18 protein-coding genes are annotated in these 16,818 nt (G+C 69.5%); 12 read left to right on the top strand and 6 right to left on the bottom strand.

Annotation, left to right across the window (positions count from 1 at the left end; genetic code table 11):
* Nucleotides 1–2 precede the first annotated feature (2 nt).
* The 6 genes from M9979_RS05105 to M9979_RS05080 are packed head-to-tail and all read left to right on the top strand — an operon-like array spanning nucleotide 3 to nucleotide 4,719.
* Complete coding sequence (locus tag M9979_RS05105) at nucleotides 3–1,358, top strand: MFS transporter (RefSeq protein WP_254288262.1); 1,356 nt, start codon at nucleotides 3–5, stop codon at nucleotides 1,356–1,358.
* The gene (locus M9979_RS05100; protein ID WP_254288261.1) at nucleotides 1,355–2,200 is read left to right on the top strand and encodes a fumarylacetoacetate hydrolase family protein; all 846 of its coding nucleotides are present in this window, start codon (nucleotides 1,355–1,357) and stop codon (nucleotides 2,198–2,200) included. The genes M9979_RS05105 and M9979_RS05100 overlap by 4 nt, the downstream gene beginning before the upstream one ends.
* Entirely contained in the window at nucleotides 2,197–2,733 is a 537-nt protein-coding gene (locus M9979_RS05095) for a VOC family protein (RefSeq protein ID WP_254288260.1), read from the top strand. The genes M9979_RS05100 and M9979_RS05095 overlap by 4 nt, the downstream gene beginning before the upstream one ends.
* Complete coding sequence (locus tag M9979_RS05090) at nucleotides 2,730–3,374, top strand: glutathione S-transferase family protein (RefSeq protein ID WP_254288259.1); 645 nt, start codon at nucleotides 2,730–2,732, stop codon at nucleotides 3,372–3,374. Before M9979_RS05095 ends, M9979_RS05090 begins: the two co-directional genes overlap by 4 nt.
* Entirely contained in the window at nucleotides 3,371–4,087 is a 717-nt protein-coding gene (locus M9979_RS05085; protein WP_254288258.1) for a 3-oxoacid CoA-transferase subunit A, read from the top strand. The genes M9979_RS05090 and M9979_RS05085 overlap by 4 nt, the downstream gene beginning before the upstream one ends.
* Nucleotides 4,084–4,719 carry a 3-oxoacid CoA-transferase subunit B gene (locus M9979_RS05080; RefSeq protein WP_254288257.1) on the top strand — a complete coding sequence of 212 codons (636 nt, stop codon included), beginning with the start codon at nucleotides 4,084–4,086 and terminating at the stop codon, nucleotides 4,717–4,719. Before M9979_RS05085 ends, M9979_RS05080 begins: the two co-directional genes overlap by 4 nt.
* 30 nt (nucleotides 4,720–4,749) lie before the next feature.
* On the opposite strand, the gene M9979_RS05075 is transcribed toward M9979_RS05080, so the two are convergent.
* A complete protein-coding gene (locus M9979_RS05075; RefSeq protein WP_254288256.1) occupies nucleotides 4,750–5,049 on the bottom strand; it encodes a hypothetical protein in 300 nt (99 codons plus the stop codon).
* Nucleotides 5,050–5,255: 206 nt separating this feature from the next.
* On the opposite strand from M9979_RS05075, the gene M9979_RS05070 reads away from it, so the two are divergent.
* The 3 genes from M9979_RS05070 to M9979_RS05060 all read left to right on the top strand — a co-directional run bounded on the left by M9979_RS05070 (nucleotide 5,256) and on the right by M9979_RS05060 (nucleotide 8,015).
* A complete protein-coding gene (locus M9979_RS05070; RefSeq protein WP_254288255.1) occupies nucleotides 5,256–5,582 on the top strand; it encodes a DUF3592 domain-containing protein in 327 nt (108 codons plus the stop codon).
* Nucleotides 5,583–5,685: 103 nt separating this feature from the next.
* Nucleotides 5,686–6,267: a response regulator transcription factor gene (locus M9979_RS05065; protein ID WP_254288254.1), complete on the top strand. Its 582-nt coding sequence runs from the start codon at nucleotides 5,686–5,688 to the stop codon at nucleotides 6,265–6,267.
* Nucleotides 6,267–8,015, top strand: coding sequence for an ATP-binding response regulator (locus M9979_RS05060; protein WP_254288253.1), 1,749 nt, complete (start codon nucleotides 6,267–6,269; stop codon nucleotides 8,013–8,015). The genes M9979_RS05065 and M9979_RS05060 overlap by 1 nt, the downstream gene beginning before the upstream one ends.
* Nucleotides 8,016–8,069: 54 nt before the next feature.
* Here M9979_RS05060 and M9979_RS05055 read toward each other — a convergent pair whose 3' ends face one another.
* Both M9979_RS05055 and M9979_RS05050 read right to left on the bottom strand, forming a co-directional pair.
* Nucleotides 8,070–8,351, bottom strand: a complete 282-nt coding sequence (locus M9979_RS05055) for a hypothetical protein (RefSeq protein ID WP_254288252.1) — start codon at nucleotides 8,349–8,351, stop codon at nucleotides 8,070–8,072.
* A gap of 44 nt (nucleotides 8,352–8,395) precedes the next feature.
* Nucleotides 8,396–8,776: a hypothetical protein gene (locus M9979_RS05050; RefSeq protein ID WP_254288251.1), complete on the bottom strand. Its 381-nt coding sequence runs from the start codon at nucleotides 8,774–8,776 to the stop codon at nucleotides 8,396–8,398.
* Nucleotides 8,777–8,951: 175 nt separating this feature from the next.
* On the opposite strand from M9979_RS05050, the gene M9979_RS05045 reads away from it, so the two are divergent.
* Together M9979_RS05045 and M9979_RS05040 are read left to right on the top strand one after the other, a co-directional pair.
* Nucleotides 8,952–9,785, top strand: a complete 834-nt coding sequence (locus M9979_RS05045; RefSeq protein WP_254288250.1) for a hypothetical protein — start codon at nucleotides 8,952–8,954, stop codon at nucleotides 9,783–9,785.
* Complete coding sequence (locus M9979_RS05040; protein WP_254288249.1) at nucleotides 9,770–10,390, top strand: hypothetical protein; 621 nt, start codon at nucleotides 9,770–9,772, stop codon at nucleotides 10,388–10,390. Before M9979_RS05045 ends, M9979_RS05040 begins: the two co-directional genes overlap by 16 nt.
* 22 nt (nucleotides 10,391–10,412) lie before the next feature.
* Here M9979_RS05040 and M9979_RS05035 read toward each other — a convergent pair whose 3' ends face one another.
* Together M9979_RS05035 and M9979_RS05030 are read right to left on the bottom strand one after the other, a co-directional pair.
* A complete protein-coding gene (locus M9979_RS05035) occupies nucleotides 10,413–13,388 on the bottom strand; it encodes a hybrid sensor histidine kinase/response regulator (protein WP_254288248.1) in 2,976 nt (991 codons plus the stop codon).
* Between the two features lie 108 nt (nucleotides 13,389–13,496).
* The gene (locus M9979_RS05030; protein ID WP_254288247.1) at nucleotides 13,497–14,396 is read right to left on the bottom strand and encodes a LysR family transcriptional regulator; all 900 of its coding nucleotides are present in this window, start codon (nucleotides 14,394–14,396) and stop codon (nucleotides 13,497–13,499) included.
* A 148-nt stretch (nucleotides 14,397–14,544) separates the two neighbouring features.
* Between M9979_RS05030 and M9979_RS05025 the strand changes: the two genes are divergently transcribed.
* A complete protein-coding gene (locus tag M9979_RS05025) occupies nucleotides 14,545–15,528 on the top strand; it encodes an aldo/keto reductase (protein ID WP_254288246.1) in 984 nt (327 codons plus the stop codon).
* A 53-nt stretch (nucleotides 15,529–15,581) separates the two neighbouring features.
* Here the strand turns inward: M9979_RS05025 and M9979_RS05020 are convergent, their stop codons facing one another.
* The gene (locus M9979_RS05020) at nucleotides 15,582–16,778 is read right to left on the bottom strand and encodes a CAP domain-containing protein (protein ID WP_254288245.1); all 1,197 of its coding nucleotides are present in this window, start codon (nucleotides 16,776–16,778) and stop codon (nucleotides 15,582–15,584) included.
* Between the last annotated feature and the right edge of the window lie 40 nt (nucleotides 16,779–16,818).

Below are 16,818 nucleotides of genomic sequence, written 5' to 3'. Positions count from 1 at the left end.
CGATGCTCGCCGCCCCCGAGGTCCTGACGCCAACGCCGATGTCGACGCGCCGCGCGATCGTGCTGGTGCTTGCGCTGATGGCGGCGCTGGCGCTGTCCTTCGTCGACCGGCAGATCCTCGCGCTGCTGGTCGAGCCGATCAAGGCCGACCTGCGGATCAGCGACACCGCGTTCGGCGCGCTGCAGGGCGCGGCCTTCGCGCTGTTCTACATCGGCTTCGGCATCCCGCTCGGCCGGCTCGCCGATCGCGGCAGCCGGCGCAGCCTGATCGTCGTCGGCATCCTGTTGTGGAGCGTCGCGACGATCGCCTGCGGCACCGCCGGCTCGTTCGCGGCGCTGTTCGCATGGCGCGCAGGCGTCGGGATCGGCGAGGCGGCGCTGTCGCCGGCGGCCTATTCGATGATTACCGATGCGGTGCCCAAGCGACGGCTGTCATTGGCCTTGGGCGCGTACAACATGGGCGTCTATCTGGGATCGGGCCTCGCGCTGCTCGTTGGCGGCGCGCTGCTCGGCTGGCTGTCGCGCAACGAGGTGGGTATCGCGGCGTTGCGCGACGTCGCGCCGTGGCGGCTGGTGTTCGTCTGCGTCGGCCTGCCCGGTTTCGTCATGGCGGCGCTGCTCCTGCTGCTCCCCGAACCCCGCCGCACGCATTTCGATGCCACGGCGCGGCAGACGATGCCCTCGCTGAGCGAGACCGCGCGCTTCGTGCTCGGCGAACGGCGCCTGTTCGGCGGGCTGATCTGCGGCTTCGCCTGCCACAACACCGCGCTGTACGCGCTGCTCGGCTGGGTGCCGGCCTTCCTTGGGCGGCAATATCACCTGTTGCCGGCGCAGATCGGTGCGGCGCTCGGCCTGTCCACCGTCATCGGCGGCGGTATCGGGCTGCTCGCCGGCGGTATCGCCAGCGACCGGCTGTTCGCCGCGGGCCGCGGCGACGCGCCGTTGCTGGTCGGCATGACCTCGATGACCGGCATCGCGCTCGCGACCTTGCTCACCGTGTTCGGTGGCAGCGCGCACGTATCGGCGCTGGCGTTCGGACTGGTGATGGTCTTCGTCGCGCTGCCGATCGGTGCGGCGGCGGCGGCGCTCCAGCTGGTCGTGCCCAACCGCTATCGCGGGCAGGTGTCCGCGCTGTACCTCACGTCGATCTCGCTCGCCGGGCTGACGATCGGGCCGATCCTGCCGCCGCTGATCGGCGACCGCATCTTCCACGACCCTGCGCGGATCGGCGAGGCGCTGGCGATCACCGTCGTCGTCGCATCGGCATTGTCGATCCTGCTCTTCCTGCTCGGCCGCCCGGCCTACGCGCGCCGCTACGCCGCCATCCATCTCGCCCCCTTCAGCGGAGACCATGTATGAAACTCGTCAGCTTCCTCGCGGGCGGCAGGCCCGGCTACGGCATCGTCACCGACGCCGGTATCGTCGATGCCGGCGCCCGGCTGCCCGACCGTCCCGATCTCGCCTCGCTGCTCGCCGATCCCGGCCCGCTCGCCGCACTCGCCGGCGCCCCCGCCGACCATGCGCTGGCCGATGTCACGCTGCTGCCGCCGATCCCCGATTCTCGGCGGATCATCTGCATCGGCCTCAACTACAAGACGCATATCGCCGAGACCGGGCATGAACCGCCCGCGCATCCGATCCTGTTTCCGCGCTATCCCGATTCGCTGGTCGGTGCCGATGCGCCGCTCGTCCGCCCGCGCGTGTCGGAGCGGTTCGATTTCGAGGGCGAACTCGCCGTCGTCATCGGCCGCCCCGGTCGTCACATCGCGGCGGCGGACGCGCTGGCCCATGTCGCGGGCTATGCCTGTTTCAACGACGGGTCGATCCGCGATTTCCAGCGCCACACCTCGCAATTCCTGCCCGGCAAGAATTTCGCGGCGTCGGGCAGCTTCGGGCCCTGGCTGGTCACCCCTGACGAGGTCGGCGACGTCGGCGCGTTGCAGCTGACCACGCGCCTCAACGGCGAGATCGTCCAGCAGACCGGCATCGACGACCTGCTGTTCGACGTCCCCGCCCTGATCGCCTATGTCTCGCAGATCTGGGAGGTGCGGCCCGGCGACGTCATCGCCACCGGCACGACCGGCGGCGTCGGCGCCGCGCGCAAGCCGCCGCTGTGGATGAAGCCCGGCGACCGGGTCGAGGTTGCGATCGACCGCCTCGGCACGCTCGCCAACACCGTCGTAGAGGAGGATCAGGCATGACCGCGCCGTCACGTCTCGCGCACATCGTATTCCGCACCAACCGGATGGCGGCGATGCGCGACTGGTATTGCACCGTGCTGGAGGCGCATGTCGTCTTCGGCAGCGACCGCATCGCCTTCCTGACCTATGACGAGGAGCATCACCGCATCGCGCTGATCGCCACCGAGACGTTCGCGGAGCGCGCGCCGTCGCCCGCGGTCGGCTTCTACCACGCCGCCTTCACCTACGACCGGCTGGAGCAATTGCTCGAGACGCACGAACGGCTGCTCGGCGAGGGGATCAAGCCGTGGCGCACGATCAACCACGGCCCGACCATCTCCTTTTACTACGCCGATCCCGACGGCAACGACGTCGAGCTGCAGGTCGATCGCTTCGCCGATGCCGCCGACGCGCAGGCGTGGATGATGGGCGAGGCCTTTTCGAAGAACCCGATCGGGATAGAGATCGACCCCGACGACCTGCGCCGCCGGCTTGCCGCCGACGAACCGATCGCATCGATCATGACGCGGCCCGACGAGGCGTCGCCGGCATGACGATCACGCTCTATCATCACCGCGGCGCCTGTTCGCTGGCGCCGCTGGTCGCGCTCGGGGAATCGGGGCTCGACTATCGGCTTTCGGTCGTCAATCTGGCGGGAGACCGCGCTGAGTATCTGCGCGTGAACCCGGCGGGCAAGGTGCCGGCGCTCACCATCGGCGACGAACTGCTGACCGAGAACCTCGCGATCCTCTACCGGATCGCCGCGATGGCGCCGGCTGCCCGGCTGTTCCCCGACGACGCGGTCGAGGCCAGCCGCCAGCTGTCGCTGATGGCCTGGTTCGGCAGCACGCTGCATATCCTGCGCCGCCAGATCCGCATGCCGCTGCGTTTTACCGCGGACAAGGAGGCGCAGGCGAAACTGGTCGCCGACGGCCGGCCGAAGATGTGGGACGCGCTGCAGGACCTGGAACGCCGCCTTGGCGACCGAGAGTGGTTCGGTGGCGCCCGTTTCGGCGTCGCCGACGCCTACGCGCTCGTCTTCTACGACTGGGGCCTCGCCGACGGTTTCGCGATGGCGGAGCTGCCTGCGCTGACCCGCTGGAAGGGGCGCATGCTCGAACGGCCGGCCGTTCGCGCGGCGCTGCGCGAGAACGCCGGCCCGCTCCACGCCGAGGTCGCGGAGCAGCCGGCATGATCGACAAGATCGCGCGCAGCGCCGCCGACGCGCTGCACGGCATCGCCGATGGATCGACCGTGCTGATCGGTGGCTTCGGCGAGGCGGGCAACCCGACCGAACTCGTCCACGCGCTCATCGACCAGGGCGCGCGCGACCTCGTCGTCGTCAACAACAACGCCGGCAACGGCGAGATCGGCCTCGCACGCCTGTTGCAGGCGGGTCGCGTCCGCAAGCTGATCTGTTCCTTCCCGCGCAGCTCGCACGGCCATGTCTTCGACGATCTCTACCGCGCCGGAAAGATCGAACTCGAACTCGTGCCCCAAGGCACGCTGGCCGAACGGATCCGCGCCGGCGGCGCCGGCATCCCGGCCTTCTACACCCCGACCGCCGCCGGCACCGACCTCGCCGTGGGCAAGGAGACGCGCACGTTCGCCGGCCGCGAGCATGTGCTGGAAACCGCGATCCGCGGCGATGTCGCGCTCATCAAGGCGGAAGCCGCCGACCGCTGGGGCAACCTCGTCTACCGCAAGGCCGCGCGCAATTTCGGCGCGGTGATGGCGACCGCGGCCGATACGACGATCGCGCAGGTCCGCCGCGTGGTGCCGCTCGGCGAGCTCGACCCGGAGGCGATCGTCACCCCCTCGATCTTCGTGGCCCATGTCGTCGCAGTCCCGAACCCCGTGTCCGAGCGCGACTCGCTGCTCGCGCTCGACAAGGGGCTGGCGGCATGACCGGCTGGACGCTCGACCAGATGGCGGCGCGGACCGCCGCGGACATCGCCGACGGCGCCTTCGTCAACCTCGGCATCGGCCTGCCCGAACGCGTCGCGGACCATGTGCCCGCGGGTCGCGAATTCATCCTCCACAGCGAGAACGGCATCCTCGGCATGGGGCCACGCCCGGCCGCCGAGGACGAGGATATGGAGCTTATCAATGCGGGCAAGAAGCCGGTGACATTGGTCGCGGGTGGGGCGTTTTTCCACCATGCCGACAGCTTCGCGATGATCCGCGGCGGCCATATCGACGTGTGTATCCTCGGCGCGTTCGAGGTGTCGTGCGACGGCGACCTCGCCAATTGGTCGACGGGCACCGGCGGCGTGCCCGCCGTCGGCGGCGCGATGGATCTGGCGGCCGGCGCGCGCGCGGTGCGGGTGCTGACCGCGCATACGACCAAGGCGGGCGCTCCCAAGCTGCTGGAACGGCTGACCCTGCCCGCGACGGGGCGCGGCGTCGTCGATCGGGTCTACACCGACCTCGCGGTGCTCGAACCCGCCGGCGACCATTTCCGGGTCATCGAGCTGGCACCCGGCATTTCGCTGGAAGAGGTCGCCGCGAGGACATCGGCGCCGGTATCCCTGCCATGACGCGCGTCTCGTGAATAAGGCCTGCGCGGTTCAGGCGCGTTTGCAGTCCATGCTTTCGCGATAGCCGCGCGCGGTCGTGTAGGTGATCGTGATCCCTCCCGCCGAGGGCGTGACGCCGGTGATCGTCGCGCCGGTCTTGGTCAGGGGGTTGGAGGTCGCCTTTCCGCCGACCAGTTTGGCGGCGAGCGTGACGTAGCTGCTGCCGATCCACATCTGGCAGCTGTACTGGCCGTCGGGGATGCGATCCTTGCCCGCGCGCGCCTGGGCGGCGACGGGCTGGCCGGCCGCGGCGAGCGCCCATAGCGTGATGCCGGCGGTGGCATGCTTCATCGACGTTCCGATCATCCCGAACCCTTTCGCGCTTTGCTCCCGTATCGATCGGGACGCGGCGTCCGGCTACCTGCCGGTATAGGCATGTTTACAACGCGTCCCCGTACGCTGACATCTGTCCATGCCGCGCCGGGGGATCGCACGCGGGCCCCGCGGGCGCCCGATCGCCGGTCGGCGTCGAGGGCGGCTGCTGGGGAGGCGGAGGCATGAACCGGAACCACAAGATCGTGATCGGCCTGCTGGTGGTCGGGGCCGTTTTCGTCGCGGTCATGGGCTATCTCGCGTCGGTGCGCCGCGCGAAGCAGACCGCGCAGGCGACCGCCACCGTCGTCGCCACCGCCACCGCGGCGAAGCGCGGCGCCGACGACACGATCGTGATCCTGGCCTATCGCGCCGGCACGGTCCCGGCACAGGGGCGGGCCCGGATCAGCGGCGTGCATACGTCGGAATTCCCGGCCGGGCGGCAGGTCGCGATCTGTTACGACCCGGCCGATACGCGCAGCCTGCGCATCGCGAAGGGACCGTGCGGCTGATGCCGCAGCGATGGCGGCATCTGCCGGGGGAGGCGACAGTGTCCGCTTGACTCGCGCCGGACGGGCGAAGCAGCATGGCCGAATGGGTCCCATATCGGTCTTGGTGGTCGAGGATCATCCGCTGTTCCGCGATGGTCTGACGCTCGCGATGGCGACGTTGCGCCCGCAGTGGGCGATCCGCTTCGCGCATACCGCGGCACAGGCGCTCGAATACCTCGCGGGTGAGGCGCCGACGATCATGCTGGTCGACGTTGGGCTGCCCGACGCCTCCGGCTTCACGCTCGTCGCGACCATCGCGGCATCGCATCCCGGCCTGCCGCAGGTGATGCTGTCGGGGCGCGACGATCCGGCGGCGCGCGTCCTGGCGGCGCGTCACGGCGCGCGCGGTTATATCGGCAAGGACAAGCCCGCCGCCGCGATCGCCGCCGCCGTCGATACCGTGCTGGCGGGCGGCACCGCGTTCGAGGCGGCGGCCGACGACGCCCGCTGCCCCACGCTGACGCCGCGGCAGCAGGAGGTGCTGGCGCTGCTCAACGACGGGCATGGCAACAAGGAGATGCGCTATCGGCTCGGGATCGCCGAGCGGACGGTGCGCGCGCATCTCACCGAATTGTTTCATCTGCTGGGCGCGAACAGCCGTACCCAGGCGCTCATCCGTGCGCGGGCGCTGGGCCTCATCGCCTGATGGACGGCATCCGCGCGGCGTTCATCCGCAATTTCTTCACCCAGATGCGCAGCGCCGCGTTCGTCGTGGCGATCGTCACCGCCTATGTCGTCGCAACCGCGTGGCAATTCGTGCCGCTGCGGCTGATCGTCATCTGGATCGCGATGCAGGGCGGCAACCAGCTGATGCGCGCCGCGCTGCTCGCCGGCTGGCAACGGCGCGCGCGCGCCGATCACGAGGTCGCGCGCTGGGCACATATCTACACGCTCCACATGATCGTATCGGGCGCGATCTGGGGTTCGACGATGTTCCTGTTCGTCGATCCGGCGCAGCCGATCACCGTCGCGCTGATCCTGTGTTCGATCTATGGCGTGTCGGCGGGCAGCATGCCGGGGCAGGCCTATTATCCGCCCGCGCTCTACGCGCTCGTCGTGCCGATGTATCTGGCGGTAGTCGTGCGGCTGGGGCTGACCGGCGATCGCTATTATATCCTGCTGGGGGTGACCTCGCTCGCCTTCGCGATCACCATGGCGATCTTCTGCCGCGGGCAGGCGAGGATGCTGGAGGAGGGGTTCCGCATCCGCTTCGAGAACGAGCGACTGGTCGCATCGCTAACCGAACAGACCGCGCAAGCCGAACAGGCGCGGCGCACGGCGGAACGCGCCAGCCTCGCCAAGTCGCAGTTCCTCGCTGCCGCCAGCCACGACCTGCGCCAGCCGCTGTACGCGCTCAGCCTGTTCTCCGATTCGCTCGCGACGCTGACGCTCGATCACGAGGGACGCCGCGTCGTCGGCAGTATCCAGAACAGCGTCGCCGCGATGGAGACGCTGTTCGTCGGGCTGCTCGACATTTCCAAGCTGGAGGCCGGCGTGGTGCGACCGGCGATCGCGCCGGTATCCATCGACGCGCTGTTCGATCGGCTGAGCCAGTATTTCCACCCCGTCGCGATCGGCCGGGGGCTCGACCTGCGGTTTCGCTGCGATGGCGAATGGGTGGCCAGCGACGAAGCGCTGCTGGAACAGGTGGCGTCCAACCTCGTCTCCAACGCGCTGCGCTACACCGTGCGGGGCGGCGTGCTGATCGCGGCGCGGCGGCGGGGCGAGGGAATCGCGATCGAGGTCTGGGATACCGGCCCCGGTATCGGCGAGCACGACCGCGAGCGGATCTTCGAGGAATTCGTCCAGCTCGACAATCCCGAACGGGAACGGGGCAAGGGGCTGGGCCTCGGCCTGTCGATCGCGCGGCGCTCGGCGGCGTTGCTCGACACCGATATCGCGCTGGCCTCGCGGTCGGGACGGGGATCGCGGTTCGAGATCGTGCAGCCGCGCGTCGATCCGCCGCGGCGGGGGATGCATGCGGCGGCGCGGCCTGCGTCGATTCCGACGCTGGCCCGTGATCCGGCCTTGCCGGTGCTGGTCGTCGAGGACGATCGCGACGTCCGGCTGGCGCTGGGCGATCTGCTGCGGCGGTGGGACGTGGCGGCGGATGCGGTCGAGGATGCCGCCGCGGCGCTGGCGCTGGTCGCCGCGGGTCGGCGCTATGGCGCGGTCGTCAGCGATTATCGCCTGGCGGGCGGGATGCATGGCCTCGATCTGCTGGAGCGGCTTGTCGCCGTCCATCCGGTGCCTGCGCCGGCGATGGCGCTCATCACCGGCGATCTGCACCCCGACCTGATCGCCGCGGCGCATGCGCGCGCGATCCCGCTGCTCCTCAAGCCGCTCAACGCCGACGATCTGCGCACCCTGCTCGGGCTCGAACCCGCGCGCTGACGGACGATGGCGCGGGGCTGCGTTCATGCCGCCCTGCGCCGGAATCGTCTTCGCTTATTGCGCCGCCTGCGCCACCGGTTCCGTCGGCGCTGCCGGTTCGGCCGGCTTGGGCTGTTTGAGCGACTTGAACGCCGCGATTCCCGCGGTCAGCATGCCGGTTGCGATGGCGATCTTTTCGGCCATCGATCGCTTGGCGGGAATCGGTGGCGCCGGTGCCGCCTCGATCGCGGGGGCGGCGTCGGTCGTGGTCGCCGGCGGCGCCGTCTCCTGTGCCGCCAGCGGGCTGGCGCACAAAGCGATCGACGCCGCGGCGATCGTCAGTCTGCGAAACGTCATGGATTGCCTCCCCGAACGATGGTGCGGTCGCGCGGTGCGACCGGTCAGTTCGAGTTCCACACCTGCAGATTGCCGCCGCCTGCCGCGACGAGGTTACCGCCACCCGCCGCGACCAGATTGCCGCCGCCCGCTGCGACCAGCCCGGACACGCCGTTGACGATCGGCTTGTCCTGGCCGTTGACGTTGGCATAGGCCTGACCGTCCTTGACCTTCACCGCGATGCCGCTCTTCGGGATGGCGACGGGCACCGCCTGCTTCTTGTAATATTTGAAATTGGGGCCGTTGTTATTGTCCCAGTACGCGCAGCCCCACGTCCAGAATTCGACGACGCCGTTGCAGCCGCGCGCGAATGCCGGCGTCGCGGTCGACAGACCGGACGCTGCGACGGTGATCGCCAGCGCCAGGCGGATACGGTTACCGGTCATGATGTCTCCCCTCGATGAATGACGCGATCATCATCGCCGGCCGATATGCGATCAATTGCCTTTATAGGCAGGCGCCGCAGCGGACGCCCAAGCGCGCGAACATGCCTAAACCGGCAGGTAGCATCGTGCCGCGACCCGACCGATACCGGCGCCCGGGGCAAGCGGGAGATCGTTCATGACTGATGGCGCGACGGCGCGACCGCGTACCGTGCGGCTCACCACACTGGCGCTGATCGCGGGTGCGGCGCTGGCGCTGGTGGTCGCCTGGTTCGGGTATCGGATATGGTCCGAACGCACGCGCATCGCCGCCAACAAGGTGCTGGTCGCCAGCGTGTTCGTCCAGAAGCGGCAGTTCGCGCCGGGCGAGCTGGTCGAACAGTCGGCGTTCGGGACCAAGGTCCGCGTCCTCGGCTGCACCGCCGGTAGCGACGGGATGCAGGACAAATGCATGGTCGCGGACGAGGGCGACGCCCGGCCGGGCGAGGCGATCAGGCCGTATGCGCTGTCCGCCGCGTTGCTGTCGATCCACGAGAACGAATATCGCGCCGCCAGGAAACTGCCGTTCCTGTCCGGGCGTCGATCGGACGCGGATCTGGCGCCGATGCTGGCGACCTGGACCGCGGCGAGTCGCGCGGCGGCCGAAACCGCTCCTGCGGCGACTGCGGATGCTGCCCCCACGATGACTGCCGTCGCCGTTCAGGCACGTGCGACGGTGCCTGCCACGACCGTCCCGCCGCCACCGCGGGCCGCCGCGGCGCGGGGCGGTGGCGGCGCGCTGCCGGACGGCGAATATGCCTGCTACGGATCGGGCATGACCGTGCTCGCCGGGCTCGGCTTCAAGACCAGCGGCGGGACCTACACCGATCTCGACGGGCGCGAGCGGGGGACCGTCACCGTCCGCGGCACCGACGTGATCTTCACCGGCGGCCATCTGGGCGGGCAGATCGGCCGCGACCTCAAGGGCAAGGGCTTTCGCATCGGCGCGATGGCGACGTGCGAGAAATGGTGAGCGGGCGGATCGCGCTGATCGTCGCGGGCATGCTCGTGGCGGCATGCGGGTCGGACGAGCGCTCCGACGGCGAGCCGGCGGGCGATCTGGGTGGGGTCGCGACGAACGGCGCCGCGCCGAACGCCGGCCGCTTCCCGCTGCCCTATCCGCACCTGACCCCGCCGGTCTATGCGGTCGGCGAGCCGGTGGAGGTGTTCGGCGGCGGCAAATGGCACGCCGGAAAGGTCGTCGAGGTCGCGCAGGTCAACGGCGAACAGGTCGTGCGGACCAGCTGGCCGGGCGGGGGCAGCGATCTCCCCTATCTGGTGTCCGACCGCGCGACCGAGCTGCGGCGCCCGACGGGTCGGCTGGGCGTCGACCTGACCATCGGCCGCTACATCTGCTACGACGGCGGCACCGACCGGTCGGACCTCAATTTCCGGGTCGGCGATTGGGGCCGCTACACCGATCCCTATGGCGAGCGGCCCGGCACGTTCGCGGTGGCGGACGACCGGATCGTCTTTACCGGCGGCGTGCTCGACGGGCAGGTCGGGCAGCAGGTGACCCGCACCCAATTCCAGTTCACGCCGCAATTCACCTGCCGCTATCAGATGGAAGGCCTGTGACGACGCGTCGCCGGCAACGCGGTCAGTCGATCGCGGGAACGGCCAGCGCGGAGAGGCTTTCGGCGAGGTCGGCGATGCGGAACGGCTTGGTCAGGCGGGCGATGTCGGGGTCGATGCCGTCCGCCTCGGCGTAGCCGGACACGATCAGCACGGGCAGGCCCGGCCGGTGCGCTTTCAGCTCGCGGGCGAGATGCGCACCGCTCATCCCGGGCATCAGGTGATCGGTGACGACCAGATCGGGCTCGATGCCGTTCTGCAGCAGCGCCAGTGCCTCTTCGGCGGAGCTCGCCTCGACCACTTCGTAGCCGAGATCGACCAGCATGTCGGCAGTGCTCATCCGCACCAGATCCTCGTCGTCGACCAGCAACGCGACGCCGCGTGCTTCCATCGCGCGGGAGGGCGCATCGTCCGGTTCCGCGTCGCCGACGAGGATCGCGCTGATCGGCAGCAGCAGCTCGATCGTGGTGCCGTGGCCGGGAGTGCTGTCGATCGACAGGCCGCCACCGAGCTGCGCGGCGAGGCCGTGCACCATCGACAGGCCGAGGCCGGTGCCCTTGCCGACGCCCTTGGTCGAGAAGAACGGTTCGGTGGCGCGCAGCAGCGTCGCCTCGTCCATGCCGGTGCCGGTATCGCCGACGCACAGGCGCAGGTAATGCCCCGGCCGCACGCCCGAGGCATGGCGTCCCCGCACGGTTTCGCGGCGTGCGGTGATGGTGAGCTCGCCGCCCTCCGGCATCGCGTCGCGCGCGTTTACCGCGAGGTTGAGCAGCGCCATTTCGAGCTGGTTGGGATCGGCCTTGGCCGGCGGCAGATCGTCGGCGAGATCGACGCGCATGTCGATCGCCGGGCCGAGCGTGGAGGCGAGCAGGCCGACCATCCCCTCGATCAGCCGCGCGACGTCGACCGCGGTCGGCTGCAACGGCTGGCGCCGCGCGAAGGCGAGCAGCCGCTGGACGAGCGTCTTCGCCCGTTCCGCCGATTGCAGCGCGCCGTCGATCAGCCGCCGCTCGCGCTCGCTGCCGACGCCCTTGCGCACCAGCATGTCGAGCGAGCCGATGATCGGGGTCAGCAGGTTGTTGAAATCGTGCGCGACGCCGCCGGTCAGGCTGCCCATCGCCTCCATCTTCTGGCTCTGCCGCAGCGCCTCCTGCGCCTGTTCCAGCTCCGCCTCGCGCGCCTTGGCATGGCTGAGATCGCGGCCGACGGCGATGAAGTTCACCCCGTCCTGTTCCGGCGCGACGGTCCATTCGATCGGCTTCCAGCCGCCCTCGCTGGTGGCGATGCGGTTTTCGAAACGGGTCGGCTGGCCGTTTTCCGCCATCCACCCGATCGCCGCCAGCGTGGGGGGCTCGTCGTCGGGATGCATGAAGGTGGCGTAGCCGCGGGTGAGCAGGTCGCGTTCGCTCCAGCCGAGCACCTGCGTCCAGGCGGGGCTGACCGCCGACATCATGCCGGTGTAGTCGGCGCGCGCCAGCATGTCCTGCGAGAGGTTCCACAACTGGTCGCGCTCCGCCGAGCGCGCCGCGACCTGCGCCTCCAGCGTTTCGTTGAGCTCGCGCAGCCGCGCCTCGCTGTCGCGCAGGGCATGTTCGCCGCGCGCGCGTTCGACGGCATTGCGCGTCCGTTCGGCGAATTCCCTGATGAGCGCGAGATCCGCGTCGCTCCAGTTGCGCGCTTCGGCATGGTTGACGAAGAAGACCGCGACGAGCCGGCCCTGCTCCATCACCGGTACGTTGACGAACGACCGCGTGCTCTTGCCCTCCAGCGCGACCGCCGCGGCGCCGGTGGTACGGGGGTCGGTACGGACGTCGCGAACGACGGTGAATTCGGCGTTCTTGAGGCTGTCGATGAACGAGCCATAGGTCCGCAGCGAGAGAACGCCCGCCAGCGATTCGACCTGCGTCGCGGTCCAGTCGCGCTCGACGTGCAGCGTCTCGGCATCGGGATCGATCGCGGCATAGCCGACGCGTGCGCTGCCCAGCATATGGCCCAACACCTCCGCCGCGGCATAGGCGACGTCGGCAGGCTCATCGAGGTCGCGGATCGCCTGGGTCAGGTCGACCAGAGCATTGCGCCGGATGTCCGCGGCCTTGCGCGCGGTGATGTCGAGCACGGTCCCGGTGATCCGCAGGCAGCGGCCTGCCCGGTCGAACACGCCGCGTCCTTTCGCGGCGACCCAGCGCTCGATCCCGTCCTCCCTGCCGATCGTGCGATATTCCACGTCGTAAAGCGCGCGCCGTTCCGGATCGGCGGCGGCAAGGTATGCCGCGGTGGTGGCCTCGCGGTCGTCGGGGTGGAGGCCGTTGTAGAAATCGTTCATCGTGACGGGCACGTCGGCAGAAATGCCGAACATCGCCTTGGTTCGGGCGGGCCAGGTCAGGGTATCGTGGACGACGTCGACGTCCCAGAAGCCGACGTCCGCATTCTCGACCGCGAGGCGCAGGCGTTCCTCGCTGACGGCAAGCGCCGATTGTTCGTCGAGCAGCCGGCGCTGGAGGACCAGCCGGTCGGTCGTCTCGGGCGTGATGTTGAGGATGGCGGCGACGCTGCCATCCTCATCGCGCAGCGCGGACAGCGAATAGTCGAACCAGGCGGTTTCCGTGCCGCCGCCCTCCAGCCGCGCCATGACGAAGGGCGCATCCTCGAAATACAGCGGATCGCCGCCCGCCGCGACGCCGTCGAACTGCGCCTGGAGCCCGTCCCAGATCTCCGCCCAGGCGATCGCGCCGGGCTGGCCCAGCGAGGCGGGATGCTTGGCGCCGAGGATGCGGCGATAGGGATCGTTGTAGATCAGCGCATAGTGCGGCCCCGACCACAGGCAGATGGGAAACGGCGAATCGAAGATCGATCGCGCCATCGTCCGCAGCGCCGGCGACCAGCCGGTGGTCGGCCCCAGCGGAGTCCGCGACCAGTCGAGGTCCCGCGCGAGGGCGCGGACCTCGCCCGGGCCCGCAAACAGGGCTGCGGCGTTCGCCTGGGCTTCATTCTCAACCGTCAAGGCGCACCCTTGTTCTTCCCGTTCGCCGCGCGACACGCGCCTCGATCGTTATCGCTGCGGGCGAGGGATGACAACGAGCACAGACGCGACGGGATGCGCAGACACGCGCTAGCCGTCACCGCGGTAGCGCAGCGCCTCCAGCAGCAGGCTGAACGCGGGCGAGGGCTGGCGGCGGCTGGGGTAGTAGAGGTAGTGGCCGTCGAAGGGTTCGCACCAGTCCTGCAAGATGCGGATCAGGCTGCCGTCGGCGAGCCGGGCGGCGGCGTGATCCTCGATCATGAAGGCGATACCGTGGCCCGCCGCGGCCGCATCGACGGCGAGGTCGATGTCGTTCAGGACGATCTGCCCCGAGACCTTCACCTTCAGCTGGCGGCCGTCCTTCTCGAATTCCCAGGCGTAGAGGCCGCCCGTACTGGCGAAGCGCAGGTTGATGCAGCGGTGGTGCGCCAGATCGCCGGGGACGGCCGGGATGCCATGCGCGGCGAAATAGGCGGGCGACCCGACCGCGGCCATGCGCAGCCGCGGGCCGATCCGCACCGCGATCATGTCCTTTTCGAGCCGTTCGCCCAGCCGCACGCCGGCGTCGAACCGTTCGGCAACGATATCGGTGAGGCCGCTGTCGATGCTGAGTTCGATGCCGATATCGGGATGGTCGGCGGTGAGCCGGTCGATCACCGGCCACAGGATGGTGCGCGCCGCGTGCGCGGACGTGGTGAGGCGCACCATGCCGGCGGGACGTTCGCGCAACGCGGTCAGCGAGGCGAGCCGCGCGTCGATGTCGTCGAGCGCGGGGGCGAGCGTTTCCAGCAGCCGTTCGCCCGCCACCGTCGGCGAGACGCTGCGCGTGGTACGCGTCAGCAGGCGCAGTCCGAGCCGCGCCTCCAGCCGGCGCATCGCGTGGCTGAGCGCGGATTGCGACACGCCGAGCCGCACCGCGGCGCGGGTGAAGTTGCGCTCCTCCGCGATCGCCACGAACATGGCGAGGCTGCCGAGATCCTCACGCCGCATGATGCGCGTGCCTTCGCCGGGGTTCCATGACGCATGGTCATAGGCTCATCCCGTTCGACCTGTCTAATCGGATCAATCCGCGGCGCCTATCTGTGCTGCGACGCGCGGTGCCGACGGTGGCCGCGACGAACCGGAACAGGAGCACATCATGCAGACGCGTATGCTGGGACGAAGCGGCCTCGAAGTATCGGCACTGGGCCTGGGCTGTATGGGGTTGAGCTTCGGCTATGGCCCGGCGACGGATCGCGCGGAGGCGATCGCGCTGATCCGCGCGGCGCACGAACGCGGCGTCACCTTCTTCGACACCGCCGAAGCCTATGGCCCCGGCACCAACGAGGAGGTCGTCGGCGAGGCGCTGGCACCGGTGCGCGACGCGGTCGTCATCGCCACCAAATTCGGTTTCAGGAACGGCGTGCCCACCGAGGGCGTCGATAGCCGCCCCGAGCGCATCCGGCAGGTCGCCGACGCGGCGCTCGCGCGGTTGAAGACCGACCGGATCGACCTGTTCTACCAGCATCGCGTCGATCCCGACGTGCCGATGGAAGACGTCGCCGGCACGGTGAAGGAGCTGATCCAGGCGGGCAAGGTCAAGCATTTCGGCCTGTCGGAGGCGGGTGCGTCATCGATCCGCGCCGCGCATGCCGTCCAGCCCGTCGCCGCGTTGCAGAGCGAATATTCGATGTTCTGGCGTGAGCCGGAGGCGGAAATCCTGCCGCTGCTGGAGGAACTGGGCATCGGTTTCGTGCCGTTCTCGCCGCTCGGCAAGGGCTTCCTGACCGGCAGGATGGACGGGACCACCACCTTCGCGAAGGACGATTTCCGCAGCACCGTGCCGCGCTTCTCGCCCGCGGCGCTGGCTGCGAACATGGCGCTGGTCGATCTGGTCGGATCGATCGCGGCGGAGAAAGGCGCGACGCCGGCGCAGGTCGCGCTGGCGTGGCTGCTCGCGCAGCGGCCGTGGATCGTGCCGATCCCGGGCACGACGAAGCTGCACCGGCTGGAGGAAAATCTGGGCGGGGTGGACGTGATGCTGACCGGCGGGGAGCTGACCCGCATCGCGCAGGCGCTGGACGGGATCGCGTTGCAGGGCGAACGCTACGCCCCGTCGCACCAGCGGCTCATCAACCGCTGAACGACGAGGGCCGCCACCACCCCGCAAAAGGGGGCGGCGGCCGGTCATTCGCATCAGGGCTTGGGCACATCGCGATCGGCGAGGCCGACGTAATGCCATTTGCCGTCGGCGGACTGCGCCGCGCCATAGCCGATCAGCGGATAGGTGCCGTCGACGCCGAAATACCAGCGATAGTGCGTGTCGCTCTTCATCCAGCCCCAGGGCATGTCGCCCGCCGCCCAGCCGGGCGCGGCGATCTCATAGGCGTCGAGGTCGCCGGTGATGCCGAAATACTTCGCCCGGTCCCACGCCTCGGTCATCGTGACCTGAATGCCCTTGGGATCGGTCCAGGTACCGGCCGGATATTGGTGGATATGGCCCTTGCCCGCGGCGAGCGCCTCGGCGAACCATTGCGCGGCATTGTTGTAGCGATCGTCGAGCTTCATGTCGGGCTGTGCATAGACCGGCTCGGCCTTGCCCTCCTTGCTGACCACCGAGGCGGGGCGCGTCGGCTGGCTGAGGTCGAGGTTGGTGGCGACCTTCGCATCGTTCGCCGCGCGGAACCGGGGGTTGAGCCGCTGCTGGTTGCCATAGTCGAGCATCGCCTGGCGCACCTGCGCGATGTCCTGTGGCACGCGGACGCCGGGGAACCAGGCGCCCGGCGCGGTCACGTTCGACAGCTGGACGATGCGCTGGCGCAGCTTCAGGCCGCCGGCGTTCTCACCGGCGTGCAATTCGGTCGGCAGCGGCGAGGGCTGCGGCAGATAGTCCGAGGTCACCGTCGCGCCCTGCGGCGTCAGATAGGTGAGCGTCACATAATACCATTTGTCGCTGCGCTCGGCGATCGCCTTCATCCTGGTCACGAAGTCGGCGAAACCGGGATCGGTCTTGTCGAACGACTGGAACCACGCGCCCTCGACCTGATTGCCGCGCGCGAAGGCGAAGCGGCCGTTGTCGATGTTGTTGTTCCACTGGTCGTCGACCCAGGCGATGCGGGTGGACGAGACGTTGTAGGTCTTGCCGCCGATGACGGTCGGGCCGGTGATCGTGTTGTAGCCGGCCTTGGTCGGATCGGTGACGACGGCGAGGAATTTGGGCGGGATCGCGACGTCGAAGGTGTAGCCGGCGGCGGATTTCTGCGCGGCGCGCACGTCCTGCGCGTACGCCGGTGCCACGGTCGCGAAGGTGACGATCGCCAGCGCGGAGGCGGCCAGCGTGCTTTTGGCGAGGCGGGCGATCCGCGACGGATGGCGGCGGGTGGCGGTGGTCATGGGGTCGTGATCCTTTCGAATGATCGCGGGGTCGGTGGAT

It is taken from the genome of Sphingomonas liriopis (assembly GCF_024211255.1).
In the GTDB taxonomy this organism is placed as follows: Bacteria; Pseudomonadota; Alphaproteobacteria; order Sphingomonadales; family Sphingomonadaceae; genus Sphingomonas; species Sphingomonas liriopis.
Note: the sequence above shows the minus strand (reverse complement) of the source record. Positions and strands in the feature narration are given on the sequence as shown.

Excerpts from the sequence above, each read along its gene's own strand:
- M9979_RS05105 (WP_254288262.1), top strand. The coding sequence starts at position 3 with ATGCTCGCCGCCCCCGAGGTCCTGACGCCAACGCCGATGTCGACGCGC.
- M9979_RS05100 (WP_254288261.1), top strand. The coding sequence starts at position 1,355 with ATGAAACTCGTCAGCTTCCTCGCGGGCGGCAGGCCCGGCTACGGCATC.
- M9979_RS05095 (WP_254288260.1), top strand. The coding sequence starts at position 2,197 with ATGACCGCGCCGTCACGTCTCGCGCACATCGTATTCCGCACCAACCGG.
- M9979_RS05090 (WP_254288259.1), top strand. The coding sequence starts at position 2,730 with ATGACGATCACGCTCTATCATCACCGCGGCGCCTGTTCGCTGGCGCCG.
- M9979_RS05085 (WP_254288258.1), top strand. The coding sequence starts at position 3,371 with ATGATCGACAAGATCGCGCGCAGCGCCGCCGACGCGCTGCACGGCATC.
- M9979_RS05080 (WP_254288257.1), top strand. The coding sequence starts at position 4,084 with ATGACCGGCTGGACGCTCGACCAGATGGCGGCGCGGACCGCCGCGGAC.
- M9979_RS05075 (WP_254288256.1), bottom strand. The coding sequence starts at position 5,049 with ATGAAGCATGCCACCGCCGGCATCACGCTATGGGCGCTCGCCGCGGCC.
- M9979_RS05070 (WP_254288255.1), top strand. The coding sequence starts at position 5,256 with ATGAACCGGAACCACAAGATCGTGATCGGCCTGCTGGTGGTCGGGGCC.
- M9979_RS05060 (WP_254288253.1), top strand. The coding sequence starts at position 6,267 with ATGGACGGCATCCGCGCGGCGTTCATCCGCAATTTCTTCACCCAGATG.
- M9979_RS05055 (WP_254288252.1), bottom strand. The coding sequence starts at position 8,351 with ATGACGTTTCGCAGACTGACGATCGCCGCGGCGTCGATCGCTTTGTGC.
- M9979_RS05050 (WP_254288251.1), bottom strand. The coding sequence starts at position 8,776 with ATGACCGGTAACCGTATCCGCCTGGCGCTGGCGATCACCGTCGCAGCG.
- M9979_RS05045 (WP_254288250.1), top strand. The coding sequence starts at position 8,952 with ATGACTGATGGCGCGACGGCGCGACCGCGTACCGTGCGGCTCACCACA.
- M9979_RS05030 (WP_254288247.1), bottom strand. The coding sequence starts at position 14,396 with ATGCGGCGTGAGGATCTCGGCAGCCTCGCCATGTTCGTGGCGATCGCG.
- M9979_RS05025 (WP_254288246.1), top strand. The coding sequence starts at position 14,545 with ATGCAGACGCGTATGCTGGGACGAAGCGGCCTCGAAGTATCGGCACTG.
- M9979_RS05020 (WP_254288245.1), bottom strand. The coding sequence starts at position 16,778 with ATGACCACCGCCACCCGCCGCCATCCGTCGCGGATCGCCCGCCTCGCC.